Below are 13,462 nucleotides of genomic sequence, written 5' to 3'. Positions count from 1 at the left end.
AACATGGAGGAATATCAGGAAGAAAAACTTTTTCGTACCGGAGGGCGGTATGAGAGTGTTTTTATTTTCCACGAAAAGGTAGAAAAATATTCTGCATAAGTATGTGCAACATTACACAAACTTTTTTCTGAAAGAAAATTAAGATAATTATATCAAAGTATTGTTGTGTAAAAACAAAAAACGACCAAAATGTGGATTTCAGCTTCCCGAAAACGGAGGGCCCGGGACAAGGGGCGAAGACGTCCGTAAGGGCAAGGGGAGGCGGGGCTTCGCGGAGGCGGAAAATGCCCATGAGCTGCGGAAAACGGCGATGCGGCGGGGTGCGTTTTCTCCGCAGTTTCGGCGCAGGCTGCGGGCACGTTTTCTGCGGGCCCGGCGGTTCGTTTTTCCTTCGGGAGGGGGGGAGGCGGAATACAGGATGGAAACTTTTCTACCGAAATGTAGAAAAGGATGGTTTATGCCGTGCAGGGCCTTGTGCCGTGCCCGGAGAGGCGTCTTGGGGCGGAGGGAGAAGGCTGGTGTGCGGGGGCTGCGCCGTGCCTGAAGGGCGCTTTGCGGTATCGGAGGCAAAAGGCGGGGCTGCCCGGAAATTCAGGGGGCCGGACGCAAAGAAGCCGCATGGTGTTGCCCATGCGGCTCTTTGAGTTCATAGCGACACGTCGATATGAATGACGTGCATCACTTCACGCCCATGGCTTCCTTGTAGAGCTGGCCGTAGACGCGGCTGAAGAAGTGCCCGGTGGAACGGCAGGCGGCGCCGATGACAAGGTCGATGTGCTTGCCCTTGGCGCGGCCGGCGAGGTTCTCGGTCTTTGCCTTGGCGTTTTCCACATGCCAGGCTTCCACGGTGTCGCCGTTCATCTTGTCGATCACGATGGTGAAGTAGCCTTCGGGGCCCTTGAAGGTGTTGTTCTTGGCGTCAAGGACGATGGGTTCCTTGTTTTCCAGCACGATTTCGTGGATGAAGGAACATTCCGCGCAGATTTCGGGGCGGGTGACGAAGCGCTTGTCGGCTTCCCATTCGCCGCCGTTGAGCACGGTGATGACGTCACTGTGGGCCATGAGGGCAACCTTGCCGTTCACGAAAGCGCCGCCTTCATTGCGGGGATTGATGTTCACAAGTTCCTTGCCGCTCTTGGACTGGGCGTAGAGAGCCTTGCAGACCACGCGGGAGGCGGGGAAGAGCTTGAGGGATTCCTTGTCGGCCTTGAGCGTCTTGGTGACGGTGCCCTGCTCGTCGGTGATCTTCACGGTGGCGGTGTCGGCGGTGAGGTCGGTCACTTCCACGGTAGCCTTGCCGACTTTGAAGGTGTCGCCCTTGCCGTAGAGGCCCATGACGGGGGCGTTAGGAGAGATGAGCGCCTTGGCGGTGCTCACGGTGACGAATTCCTTGATCTTGGCTTCGTTCGGGCCGATGGAGTCCACATAGATTACGGAACGGGCGTTGGTGGAGATACCGTTACCCACGAGGTAGGGCAGGATATCGGCCTGTTCCATGCAGGAGGTGGTACCTTCCTTGAGGCCGGAACCCGTCTTGAGCAGGGAGCCGTCGGAAGCGGAGGGCTTCACTCTCTCGCCGCCCACCACGATGAAGGGATTGCCGTAGTAGTTGCCCGTGGTCTTGATGAGCCAGAAGTAGGCGATATGGCCGCCTTCAATGCCGAAGGGATCGGGGTCTATGGCCTTGAGCTCCCAGCCTCTGGTCTTCTCTTCGTTGCCGAAGATGATATCGCCGGGCTTCATGGTCACGTTTTTCACCACGTCCTGCTGATATTCGTCGGTGATGAAGTGGTACATCTTGCCGGCGATGGTGAAGGTATGGTCGTTGAAGGACCACCAGTTGCTGCAGCGGGAGGTGGTGAAGAGGCCGGCGGCAGGGATGACGACCTTGCCGTCCTTTACATAGCTCTGGCGGATGACGACGCCGTCGTCGATGGTCTTGCGCTTGCCGTCAAGGAGCTTGATCTTCACATTGTTGGTGAAGCCGAGCATCTTGAGTACATACGCGCCGTCGGCGGCAGGGGATTTCATGGCGGCGCTTTCCGCAGCAACGGCGGTGCCGCACACGGCAAGGGCGCAGGCCAGAGCCACGGCGGCTTTGGCGAAACGGATTTTCAGAGACATGAATACTCCTGAAAACGGGGGAAAGACCCCGTCTTGCTGAGGCCGGCCCGGTGCCTCTGCCATGGCAGGAAAAATGTCGACGCTTTTTTGTAACGACGCGTGATATTTTTGTCAAACCCCTTTCGGGAAAAACGCGCATTTTTCCTTGCGCCCCAAGGAAGAGTAAGGAAAATGGCCTTGTTGAAGTGGCACCCTTTTTCCCCTATGATCCGGCATGGAATCATAGGAGGTGAAGCATGAAAGTCCGCTGCCCGCAATGCAGAAGTTCCCGCGTATTTAAAGACGACCGCTACCGTACTCTGGGTACTGCCGCAGGAGGCATAGGCGGCGCTGCGGCCGGGCTTTCCAACATAAGCGTGGGAGCCGCCGCGGGCGCTGCCATAGGCTCCGTGGTGCCGGTGCTCGGCTCCGCCATAGGCGCGCTTACCGGCGGCCTTGTGGGGGCTTTGACGGGGGCCGCCTCCGGAGCCGTCATGGGGCACAGGGCCGGCCACGCGCTGGACAACAGGCACGGCAGGCATCTCTACCGCTGCCGCAACTGCGGCAAGCTTTTTGCGGCGTAGAGTTTCTTCCGGAACAGGAAAAGGTGTTGACAAACGATGCCCGTATCCATAGAAAAAATAGGTCAGACGTCTGATGAGTAGAAAGTTACCTTTGGCCCGCACAGTGGGAGAACAACTTCTGGAGATCATGCGCGCGCTTCCCGAAGGAGTGCGCAGGCTTCCCTCGGAAGAGGAACTGTGCGGCATGCTGGAAGTGAGCAGGGCGACGCTTCGGGAAGCGCTGAGCCTGCTCGACCGCGCCGGTTTCATCACCAAGCGGCACGGGGTGGGGAATATAGTCAACCCCAGCGTACTCGGTTCGCCCATGCGTTTCGATGCGGAAGTCAATCTGCACAGGATGCTGGAGAGCGGAGGAGGCGTGGCGGAGACGAAGCGTTTCGCCCCGTGGCTGGAAAGGAAGGACGTTTTCGGCAGCGCCGTGTCGTCGGAGCTGACGACGCCGCGCCCCTGGGTTGTCCAGCGTTCGGAGCATACGCTGAACGGCGGGCCCGCCGTGCTCACCTTCAACGTATTTCCCGAAACGGGGAAGCTCTTGAAGGAGGCACAGGTCGGCGGACTCTCCTACGGGGAGATGATCTGCGCGGTAACGGGGGAGGAGCTTTCGCATACAGTCACGGCCTTTCATGCCTGCCCGGCATGGAAGGAGCCGGCGGCCTTCTTCGGCCTGCAAGAGGGTAAACCCCTGCTGTTCTGGCATCAGCGCAGCTTCAGCCTGAAGGACGACCTGCTTTGTGAAAGCCTTGTGTTTTTCAATCCCGAACTCGTGACGCTGCATTCCTTCAACCGCTGGGAGTAGAGGAATGGGCGTCAGACAAGGAGTGGATATGCTGAAGCGATGGATCGTTTCCCTGGCCTTCGCGGCGAGTGTGTTTCTGCCCGCCTTTTCCGGGGTTGCGGCGGAAACATACCCTAACGGCCCTGTGACGGTATGGCATCCTTTTGAACCGACGCCCTACGATGCCCTGAGCAAGGTGTACAATGCCCAGATGGAGAAGATTCTCGGCGTGCCTTTTCTCTTTGAATACGGCATGATGGGCAAGGCGGCAAAAGCCGTGCTCGATACCCCGCCCGACGGCGCCAACGTGTTTTTTGCGGCCATGGGGCCCATGGTGCTCAAGCCCAACATGACGGCCCCCATATATGAACCCGGGGATTTCCGCTGCGTGGCGCGGGCCACGCTGCTGCCCATTCTCTTCGTGGCGCACAAGGATGCGCCCTTCAAGACCTTCCGTGAGTTTGAAGCCTACGCCAAGGCCAACCCCGGCAAGGTGAGCATAGGCCTCACCAACGCCCCGAGCTCCCTGCAGATAGGCATGACGCACTTCATCCGCGATATCGCCAAGCTGGACGTGAAGCTCGTGGAGCAGCCCGAGGGGCCCATCCGCGGTACCATCGACTGTCTCATCGGCTATACGGACGCGCTCATCAACCATCCGCCGGATATCATGCGCTACATCAAGAGCGGGCATTTCATTCCGCTTGCCACCTTCAACGCCGAGCGTCTCGCCATGCTGCCCGACGTGCCTACGCTCCGTGAACTCGGCTACGATTTCGACCAGACGAGCTGGCGGCTTCTCGTGGTGAACAAGGATACGCCCGATGAAATCGTGAACATCCTTACCGAAGCCACGAAAAAGGCCATGGAAAGCCCCGAGATGAAGAAGTCCGCCGAGGAGAATTACGAGATTCTTGCCTACCTTCCTCCCAAGGAGGCGGACGCTTTCCTGCAGAAGGAATTTGATTATTACAGGAATCTTTCCCTCGCCATGGGCCTGCATTATTCACAGAAGAAAAAGTAGGCCAAGGCCCGCATAGCCTTTGTGAACATTCCAAGCTTCCCCGGCGTGTAGCGGCGCGAAAGCGCTCCGGCCCCGGGGAGGCTTTTTTTCGTCCGGTGAGGCGGGAACACTGGGGAGACGGGGATATGCCGCAAGGAAGGGAGGCCCAAGTTCCGGCGTAAAGGAGTCCTGCCCGGCCTGGCTTTCGGGCAACGAGAGGCTGTGCGGAAGGGGGCGCAGTTTGTCCGGTGTGTCCCGGGGAGGGTCCGCCGCACGCGAGGACGGGCCAAGGGAAAAAACGAGGCGGAAGGAGCACAGGCTCCTTCCGCCTTTTATGCCCGCGCGCGGGTGGGAAAGTGGGGAACCCCGCCGCGGGCGGGGAAGGCCGCCGTGACAGCCTTCCCCCGGAGATAGTTTATCAGCAGAAGATGGAGACGCCGGTCTGGTACTTGGTGTCTTCCACGAGTACCTTGATTTCGTACTTGCCGGAGAGGCCTTCCTTGCTGATGTTCTGCTTGATCACGCGGTCGTCTTCTTCGAGGTAGGCGCCGGAGCACATGGCGAGATGATAGGAAGCGGCGGTGTTGATGAAGTAGCCGCGGGTTTCCTTTTCGCCTTCGAGCAGCACCATGACCAGGGAACCGCGGGCGAAGCGGCCGTGGAAGACGATGCGGTCTTCGTCTTCCTCGATGTTGATCTGATGCCAGGAGTTTATGACTTCCTGGGATTCAGGCACGTCGGGGATGGTGTCGAAGGTGGGAGTCACATCGAGGTGGCCGAGGAGCTTGCCCTCACCGAAGGCGGCGTTGTCGCCGTCATGGTAGGGGAAGAGCTTTTCGGCGCGGTAGAAGTTGCCGTCCACTTCCATGGAGTACATGACGACGCCGTCCTTCTGTTCCACGGTCTTGGCGCAGATATCGGTGCCGGGTTCCTTCTTGGGGTTGATGAAGGCGCCGAGCTTGTCGGAGGCATAGCCGTCCTGCCAGCCGATGCCGCCGGAGTGGATGAGGTAGTGGCCTTCGTCGTAGTATTCCACGTTGCAGATGTAGGGCGAGAAGAAGCTCTGGCCGAGTTCCTTGCCGTACTGCCACACCTGTTCGATTTCCATCTTGTCGGTGTCGATGCGGTAGCGCACGCCGCGGGAGAAGTTGTCGCGGTTCCTGATGTACTTTGCCTTCACCTTGGAGCGGTACTGGCCGTTGTCGAAGCACATGATATCACCGTCGGGGCAGACCACGCAGGCGTGCTGTTCATACTGCCAGTCGAAGTTCGCCACATCGCCCACGGGCTTGAAGAAGTACTTCTGCATGTCTTCGGGCCAGCCTTCGGGGTCGCCGATGATCCAGTTGAGCTTGCTGGTCTCGTAGTCGAAGTTGACTATGGCATCCTGATGGCGGCCGGAGATGGTGATGGTGTTGTTCTTTTCGTTGTACCACAGGGCGTTGTTGTGGAACCAGTCGTGGGCGTCCTGGGAGCCGGAGCCGCCCACGTTCTGGGGCAGGAAGGTCTTGTAGTCCCAGGTGCGCAGGATTTCGCCGGTTTCGCGGTCGAGCAGGGCGATCATGTCTTCCACGGTGCTCGCGGTGAAGTCCTGGGTGAGGGCCAGGATGTTGCCGTCGGGCATTTCAAAGTGGTCGTGGTGATAGTTGCCCGGCATGCGGAATTCCTTGTAGATCTTGCCGAGCAGGTTGAGTTCCACGAGGCCGGTGGAGCAGTAGGGCATGTGGCAGAAGCGGTGGGAGCCGGTGATGATGTTGCCGTTCTTCACGCGCTTGATATCGAACATGGTGTTCTCGGTGAGCAGCCAGCGGATATCGCCCATGTAGTCGTAGGCGGTGGGCAGGTTCTTGCCGGCCGGGGTGAGGAACATGAAGTTGTTGCCGAAGTAGTCCATGGACGTGTTGATGTTGCGGCAGCGGCACACGTCTTCAGGGAGCGGCTGGGACATGATGGAGAAGGTGTTCTTCTCGCCGGTGGAAAGCTCCACCGTCACCTTGGTGGCCATGCCTTCGTACAGGCCGATGACGGGGATGAAGTGATCCGTGCCTTCGGGGAAGGTGTGCACGATGTTTTCACGGGCGTTGCGCTTGCCGTGAATGGTCATGGTGGCGGAGGCGGGCTTCTCGCTCTTGAAGAGGATCAGGGCGCAGAGCGGGTTGATGAAGTAGGGGTTGACCAGAACGTGGGCGTTCTCAAGGGTGGGCTTTTCCGCTTCAAAGGCGGCGAGGAATTCCTTCTCGGCACGGTTCTGGCGGGTGATGAGGTGGTCGCTGTAGGTGTGCGTCACTTTGTTGCTCATGGCTTGGGGACTCCTTCTTGAGTGTTGCGCTTGTTGCGGAACGGAAGAGCTGGCGGCGGGGCCGCCTCGCCCTGCGCGCGGGAAGTCACATTTTCCTCGCGCAGGGCGAACACGCCGCTTTTGCGGCGGAAAGGCAGTATTCAGAAAAGGCTCAGGCTTTGAGCTTTTCGATTTCCTGGATTATGGCGGGCTTCTGCTTCAGGCCTTCGAGGCGGGAGACTTCCGCGCCGTCCTTCATGAAGAGCATGGTGGGGAAGCCCTTCACGCCGCAGCGTTCCTTGAGGTCCTGGTTGGCGTCGAAATCCACGGTGAAGATGCGGAAGTCGGGGTCGTTCTTGCTGATATCCTTCAGCACGAAGGAAAGCATTTTGCAGGGGCCGCAGGTCTTGGAATAGAATTCCACCATCATGACGCCGGATTTGTCCATGCTGTCGTAGGCGGCGGTATCGATTTCCGTGATCATGGGAAAACTACTTGAAGTTGAGGGTGGCGGGGAAGGGCTTTTGCCGGAAGAGAGCTTATCCTCTCAGTTTTTCTACATATTTGGAGGCGGTATTCGCGGCTATGGCGCCGTCGCCGCAGGCCGTGGCCACCTGGCGCAGGCCTTTGACGATGATATCGCCGGCAGCGAAGATACCGGGGCGGGAAGTCTGCATGGCCGCGTCGGTGACGATGCAGCCGGTACGGTCGAGAATGCCGAGATCCGCGCAGAAGGAGGCCGTGGGTTCGAGGCCTATGTATTCGAACACTCCGTCGCAGGTGACGGTGCGTTCCGTGGCGTCTTCCTTGGTGGACTTGAAGCGCACGCCCTCAAGCTTGTCCGTGCCGAGGAATTCCAGTACGTCCTGATAGGGGTACACAGTCACGTTGGGCATGGCGCGCAGCTTGTCGCAGGCGGAGGGGTCGGCCGTGAGGTCGAACATGGTCACAATGGTGAGCTTGTTCACGATGCCCGCGAGGTAGATGGATTCTTCCACGGCAGAGTTGCCGCCGCCTATGACGACCACATCTTTGCCGCGATACTGCGCACCGTCGCATATGGCGCACCAGCTGATGCCCGCGCCGGCATGGGCATCCTCGCCGGGAATGTGCAGGCGGCGGGGGCGGGTGCCGGTGGCGATGATTACGGCGGAGGTTTCGTACACAGTGTCGTCCTCAAGGCAGACGACCTTTTTTACGTCGCCTTCGTCGATGATCTCCGTCACGGTCTTGTAGTCGAATTCCGCGCCTACTTCCTGGGAATGTTCAAACATCTTTATGGCGAGTTCCGCGCCGTTGATGGTGCCGAAGCCCGTGTAGTTGGCGATTTCGTTGGTATTGATGATCTGGCCGCCGGGGGCGAGCTTGTCGAGCACCAGGGTTTTCATGTTGGCGCGCACGGCATAGATGGAAGCCGTGAGGCCGGCGGGGCCGCCGCCCACGATGATGACGTCGTACTTGTCCATGGTATGACTCCTTTTCTATGTTGGCTCCCCAGCGGGGAAAGATTGCTTGATTCAGGCGGGCACGGCGTGCTGCCGGCCCGCTTGCTGTTTTTTAGAAAATGAGCATGGCGAGCGGGATGCCGACCACGATGACGACGCCCGCGATGATGAGCGAGGAAGAGACGCTGTAGGTCACGATTTCCTTGGGCGAGAGCCAGCGCGTATTGCCGAAGAGCATGGCCGCGAAGGGCGAGGCTGCGGGTGTGCAGGCGGCGATGAGCACGGCGTAGATGAAGCAGGCCATGAGGGGGCCGGCGTTCATGCCGAAGGCGTTGCACATGGCGAGCAGCACGGGCGTGAGCACGAGGCCGAGCACCACGGAGTTGCAGAAGTTGGTGCAGCTTATGCCGAGCAGTATGACGGCGATGCAGAGAGGTACATAGCCGAAGCCCGCGAGCGCGCCGCGCAGCATGTATTCCATGTATACAGTCACGTTGGTGCCCTTGCCTGTCATGGCGTCGCCGAGCAGCATGGCCACGGCGATGAGCAGGAAAATGCGCCAGGGGTAGACGGCGGCGGTTTCGCTGATATCCGCGATGGGCTTGCCGCGCAGGTGCACGAAGCCTACGAGGAAGAGCGCCACGAGAGGAGCGAGCAGGGAGTTTCTGCCGAGGAAGGCGCCGATCACGTTGTCCTTGCCGATGATGCCGGGCAGAAGAATCCAGCAGGCGAAGATGGCGAAGGCGACGAGCACGCCGATCTGATAGCCGGTCATGGGAGGCAGGGGTTCCTTCCGCAGTACTTCAGGGTCGAGCTTCATGAGGGGGGAAACGTCCACGCGGAAGACAAAGCGCATGGCGGCCATGAGCAGGGCGATGGAAACAAGGGAAACTACAAGGGCGAAGCAGAAGTAGGAGGCTGCGGGCAGGGCGGGCACGTTCATGCCGGGGTTGCTGGCAGCAAGGCCCCACACGTTGCCGAGCAGAAGGAAGGCGCCCGTCTTGAAGGGGTCGGAAGCGAAGGAGAGCAGCGCCATGATGATGATGAGCACCAGCATGATGGAAACGTACTTGTCGCCGCGTTTGAAGCCCACCTGGTCGAAGATGCTGTAGAGTACGGGCCAGATGAGGAAGCAGATGGAGGTCTGTTCAAAGAAGGCCAGGAAGTAGGAGGCGATGAGAATGACGGCGGTGAACGTCCACGGGCGGCCGATGATGAAGTCGCGCCTGAGTATCCACTGGGCGAGCCAGGAAGAGACGTTGCTCTTTATGAGGGCCGTGGCAAAGCACAGGGTGAAGAAGATCATCACCACCATGGGGTTGCCGAGGAAGGAGGACAGAACCTTGGGCGCGGGAGTGAAGCCGCTGAATGCCAGCATGAGCACGCCGAGAAAGCACGGCCAGAGGGTGTCCACGAAGGTCCAGAGGTAGACCACGCCGAGGAAGATCATGGCATTGACCATGCCCATGCGGGTGATGGTGATGACGGCGTTGCCGTCTACCACGGGGAAGCCCGCGGCCACGAGGGCGTCGTTGACGGGGACGGTGAGAGAAGGACAGGGAAGGACATGGCCCAGGAACATGAGCCCTATGCCGATGACAGTATGGATGATGGTACCCAGGGAAAGTTTTGCGGCCGACATGCTTGCCTCCGGTTGTGGCGCGTAAAGAGCGCTTCGTGAATAGAGACGGGATGCCTGGAAAGCCTTGGGCCTTGCCGGCACCTTCAACTTCTTGCTGGGGCACAGCATAGAGAGATGGGGAACAAAAAAAACTAGTCTAAACTAGAATTGTGAAAAATTTTCCCCAATCCCGGAAAAAAGCCTGTTTCCTGCGTGGGGAAAGGCCTTCTCCAGAGGGGCCTTCCGTCGCCCGCAGAGAGCTTTGGGAAAAGCATTGTGAAGAAAAGAATTTTTATGATGACAATAAGATATCTGAAATTTACGGCATAGTGCGCGGGGAGGGCAGGCCCTTTCTCCGTGTTGCCCGGCAGGGAGGGCGTTTCCTTTTTTTCTTTTTTTTGTCTCATCGTTCCTGTGCAAAAAGGGTTCCGGGCGTTTTCCGACAAGGGGGCGCTACGTCCGGGGGCTTTCCGCCCCGGCGTTTTTGTAGGAAAGCAGGCTCTTTTGCGAAGCGAGGCTCATGAGGCGCGCGGGATCCTTCACAAGGGTGACGCCGTGAATCCTTCCCAGGATGCCTTCCCTGCGCAGGGAATGGAAGATCTTGGTCACGGTCATGACGTGCAGGGAAAGATGCCCGGCGATTTCCGTATGGGTGAGATAGCGGGGAATGGCATGGGGCTCTTCCTTCTGCATGAATACGGAAAGCATGCGGCACACCCTCACCGTGGCGGAAAGGGTACAGTTGTTCACCGACTGGACGATGACTTTCAGAAGGTTGGAGGCAAGGCCCCGGATAAGCAGGGTTTTTATCGGTTCCTCGTCCATGTGCCGCATGAACTGCCGGTGATCGGTGCAGACAAGGCGGCAGGGCGTCTGGGCGAACATGGCGAGGGATTCGTTGTAGAGCAGAAAGTCGAAAGCCTCGTGGGGGATGGAATAGACGTGATTCACGGAAGGGATGAAGCTGAGCAGATCTCCGGGTTCAAAGTAGACCAGGGAATGACGTTCCCCCGTGGCGGAGACGGCCGTCAGGGAGACGGCGCCTTCCAGGAGATAGAACACATTGCCTATCATGAGCTTCGTGCCTCGCGGGACGGAGATTTCCCGGCTGAAGCCCAGGAGGAACTTTCTGCAGGTTTCCATGTCGGGAAGCGGTACACGTGTGCCGCCGTCCTGCAGCGTACCGAGGGGGCTTCTTCCTGTGGGGGAAGGTATGGGCATGGAAGCACTCTTCATGGTGAGGCTCCTCGGGACAGGTTGCGTTGGGCGGCGTGAGGCGCGCCGCGCGGAAGGGGCGCTCGTTCCGTATCCTTGCGGCGGAGGCGGGCCTGTTTCGTTCAAGGGAAAGAGCCCGGGGAACCGGAAGAGAACGATTGTTTCAACATTCCATTGCCGGGGTGTTTTTGTCAATTCCCTCTCTTCGGTTGGGGCAGGGTTTTTTTTCGTGCTGTTTCCCTGCTAAAGGCGCAAAAAAGGGCGGCCTTCCCGGGGAGGGCCGCCCTTATCTGCGGGAAAGAGTTTACTTTTCGTCCCAGGCTTCTATGCCGCGCCTGTCCGGAAGCTGGCCGGGGTGAAACACAGGGTCGGCCACGCCGGCCTTTTTCTGTGCGGAATAATCCTTCAGGGCGATGAAGGCGTTTCTGCCGAGCAGGGCAATGGCCACGAGGTTCACTATGGCCATGAGCGCCATGAAGAGGTCGGCGAGGTTCCACACGAAGGGCAGGTCGGCCACGGAACCGAAGGCCACCATGCCCACCACGAGCACGCGGAAGAGCAGAAGCAGGGCGGGCTTTGTGCTGAAGAACTGGATGTTGCTTTCCCCGTAGTAGTAGTTGCCCGCAATGGAGCTGAAGGCAAAGAGGAAGACCATGAAGGAAAGCAGCACGCCCGCGAGGCTTCCCATGTGGGAGGAGAGGGCCAGCTGTACAAGCTCGATGCCCGTCTTGCCCGCGTCGGCATAGCCGTCGTACAGAAGCACGATGCAGGCCGAGGCCGTACACACGAGAAGCGTATCCACGAACACGCCGAGCGCCTGTACAAGGCCCTGCTTCACGGGATGGGAGACAAAGGCCGTGGCCGCCGCATTGGGTACGGAGCCCATGCCGGCTTCGTTGGAGAAGAGGCCGCGCTTGGCGCCGGTGAGAATGGCCGCGCCGATGCCGCCCACGGCCGCCTCAGGCGCGAAGGCCTGGGAAATGATGGTGGCGAACATGGCGGGAAGGGCCGTGATGTTCATGATCACGATGATGAGGGCTATGAAGAGGTAGAGCGTGGCCATGATGGGCACAAGCCAGCTGCTGAGGTGGGCTATGCGCTTCAGGCCGCCGAAAATGACGATAGCGGAAAGGATGGTGATGCAGGCCCCGCCGAGGGCGCGGTCGAGCCCGAAGGTGGACTGGAGGGAAAGGGTGATGGTGTTGGCCTGCACGGAATTGAAGCAGAGCCCGAAAGTCACGGAAATGAGAATGGCGAAGAGGGCCGCCGCGCTTTTGTTGCCCAGGCAGTTGCGGATGTAGTAGGCGGGGCCGCCGCGGAAGCCGAAGGTTTTCTTGTCGCGCACTTTGTAGATCTGGGCCAGCGTACTTTCCACAAAGCCCGAAGCCGCGCCGATGACGGCGATGACCCACATCCAGAAAATGGCCCCGGGCCCGCCCGTGACGATAGCTATGGCGATGCCCGCGATGTTGCCCACGCCCACGCGCGAGGCTGTGCTGATGCAGAAGGCCTGGAAGGAACTTATGTGGACGTGCCCGCCGTCATGGCTCACGCCTTCTCTCAGAAGGCGCAGCATTTCCCGGAACAGGCGAAGCTGCACGAAGCCCGTGCGTACGGAAAACCAGAGCCCGAGGGCGATGAGCATGACGACGAGGACATAGGACCAGAGAATATCGTTGGAGACGGTTATCGCTTTTGCAAGAAATTCCATGCGCGGGCCTTTGGTTGGGGTGGAAGAAATGATGATTCGTGCAATAGTTCACGAAGGAAGGGAAAAAGTCAACCTCCCTGCCGGTAAAACGGCGGAAAACACGCATGGTCCGCCTTTTTTCATGCCTATGCCCGCCCTTTTTCGCGCTACAGGGCCATAAGCAGGGTGCCCAGGGCTATGAACGCACACCCGACGGCAGCCTTGAGGGTAAGCTCCTCATGGAGAAAGAGGACGGCGAAGACGACGGTGAACACGATGCTCATCTTGTCCACGGGGGCCACCCTGGATACGTCGCCCAGCTGAAGAGCCTTGAAGTAGCAGAGCCATGAAGCTCCGGTGGCGAGACCGGAGAGGATGAGGAAGGTCCATGTCCTCGCGCTGACCGCGGCAAAGGAGAACTTCGCCCCGCAGAGAACCGCCATGCCGCAGGCCATGAAGAAGACCACCAGCGTGCGGATGGCAGTACCGACGTTGGAATCCACGCCCTCGATGCCCACCTTGGCCAGGATGGACGTGAGCGCCGCGAACACGGCGGAAAGAAGCGCGAGAGTGAGCCACATGTTTCTGGTTTCCTTGTGCATGAGAATGCCCTGAGCTGTTACCCCGGAGGGAGCATGCATGAAAGCGCCGCGTCCCGTATGCGGGCTTTCCGCCTCGGGGCGCAGGCGGCAAAACGCCTGGGCAAGCCTTGCTCCGCACGGCCGTTCTGTCAACCGTTTTGCCCGGG

The 13,462-nt window shown here is 59.4% G+C and carries 11 protein-coding genes; 3 read left to right on the top strand and 8 right to left on the bottom strand.

All coding sequences use genetic code 11. From position 1 onward, the window contains the following. Window positions 1-678: 678 nt before the first annotated feature. A complete protein-coding gene (locus tag K8W16_RS06465) occupies window positions 679-2,124 on the bottom strand; it encodes a hypothetical protein (protein ID WP_304122242.1) in 1,446 nt (481 codons plus the stop codon). Window positions 2,125-2,360: 236 nt separating this feature from the next. Here K8W16_RS06465 and K8W16_RS06460 point away from each other — a divergent pair, with 236 nt between their 5' ends. The 3 genes from K8W16_RS06460 (at window position 2,361) to K8W16_RS06450 (ending at window position 4,486) form a co-directional block, all read left to right on the top strand. Continuing rightward, complete coding sequence (locus K8W16_RS06460) at window positions 2,361-2,687, top strand: hypothetical protein (RefSeq protein WP_304122240.1); 327 nt, start codon at window positions 2,361-2,363, stop codon at window positions 2,685-2,687. A gap of 73 nt (window positions 2,688-2,760) precedes the next feature. Continuing rightward, on the top strand, window positions 2,761-3,483 hold the full coding sequence (locus K8W16_RS06455; RefSeq protein ID WP_304122238.1) for a GntR family transcriptional regulator: 723 nt from the start codon (window positions 2,761-2,763) through the stop codon (window positions 3,481-3,483). 28 nt (window positions 3,484-3,511) lie between these two features. Then, window positions 3,512-4,486 (top strand): tripartite tricarboxylate transporter substrate binding protein, encoded by a 975-nt coding sequence (locus K8W16_RS06450; protein WP_304122236.1) that lies wholly within the window; start codon window positions 3,512-3,514, stop codon window positions 4,484-4,486. Window positions 4,487-4,883: 397 nt separating this feature from the next. Here the strand turns inward: K8W16_RS06450 and K8W16_RS06445 are convergent, their stop codons facing one another. The 7 genes from K8W16_RS06445 to K8W16_RS06415 all read right to left on the bottom strand — a co-directional run bounded on the left by K8W16_RS06445 (window position 4,884) and on the right by K8W16_RS06415 (window position 13,295). Further along, window positions 4,884-6,764, bottom strand: a complete 1,881-nt coding sequence (locus K8W16_RS06445) for an aryl-sulfate sulfotransferase (protein WP_304122234.1) — start codon at window positions 6,762-6,764, stop codon at window positions 4,884-4,886. A gap of 151 nt (window positions 6,765-6,915) precedes the next feature. Next, window positions 6,916-7,227: a co-chaperone YbbN gene (locus K8W16_RS06440; RefSeq protein WP_304122233.1), complete on the bottom strand. Its 312-nt coding sequence runs from the start codon at window positions 7,225-7,227 to the stop codon at window positions 6,916-6,918. Window positions 7,228-7,282: 55 nt separating this feature from the next. Further along, window positions 7,283-8,209: an NAD(P)/FAD-dependent oxidoreductase gene (locus K8W16_RS06435; RefSeq protein WP_304122230.1), complete on the bottom strand. Its 927-nt coding sequence runs from the start codon at window positions 8,207-8,209 to the stop codon at window positions 7,283-7,285. A gap of 91 nt (window positions 8,210-8,300) precedes the next feature. Beyond that, the gene (locus K8W16_RS06430) at window positions 8,301-9,830 is read right to left on the bottom strand and encodes a hypothetical protein (RefSeq protein ID WP_304122228.1); all 1,530 of its coding nucleotides are present in this window, start codon (window positions 9,828-9,830) and stop codon (window positions 8,301-8,303) included. Between the two features lie 432 nt (window positions 9,831-10,262). Then, entirely contained in the window at window positions 10,263-11,045 is a 783-nt protein-coding gene (locus tag K8W16_RS06425; RefSeq protein WP_304122227.1) for a Crp/Fnr family transcriptional regulator, read from the bottom strand. 283 nt (window positions 11,046-11,328) lie between these two features. Then, on the bottom strand, window positions 11,329-12,735 hold the full coding sequence (locus K8W16_RS06420; RefSeq protein WP_304122225.1) for a sodium:alanine symporter family protein: 1,407 nt from the start codon (window positions 12,733-12,735) through the stop codon (window positions 11,329-11,331). Window positions 12,736-12,881: 146 nt separating this feature from the next. Further along, window positions 12,882-13,295: an EamA family transporter gene (locus tag K8W16_RS06415; RefSeq protein ID WP_304122223.1), complete on the bottom strand. Its 414-nt coding sequence runs from the start codon at window positions 13,293-13,295 to the stop codon at window positions 12,882-12,884. Window positions 13,296-13,462 lie beyond the last annotated feature (167 nt).

This window comes from Mailhella massiliensis, from assembly GCF_020741395.1.
GTDB lineage: Bacteria > Desulfobacterota > Desulfovibrionia > Desulfovibrionales > Desulfovibrionaceae > Mailhella > Mailhella massiliensis_A.
Note: the sequence above shows the minus strand (reverse complement) of the source record. Positions and strands in the feature narration are given on the sequence as shown.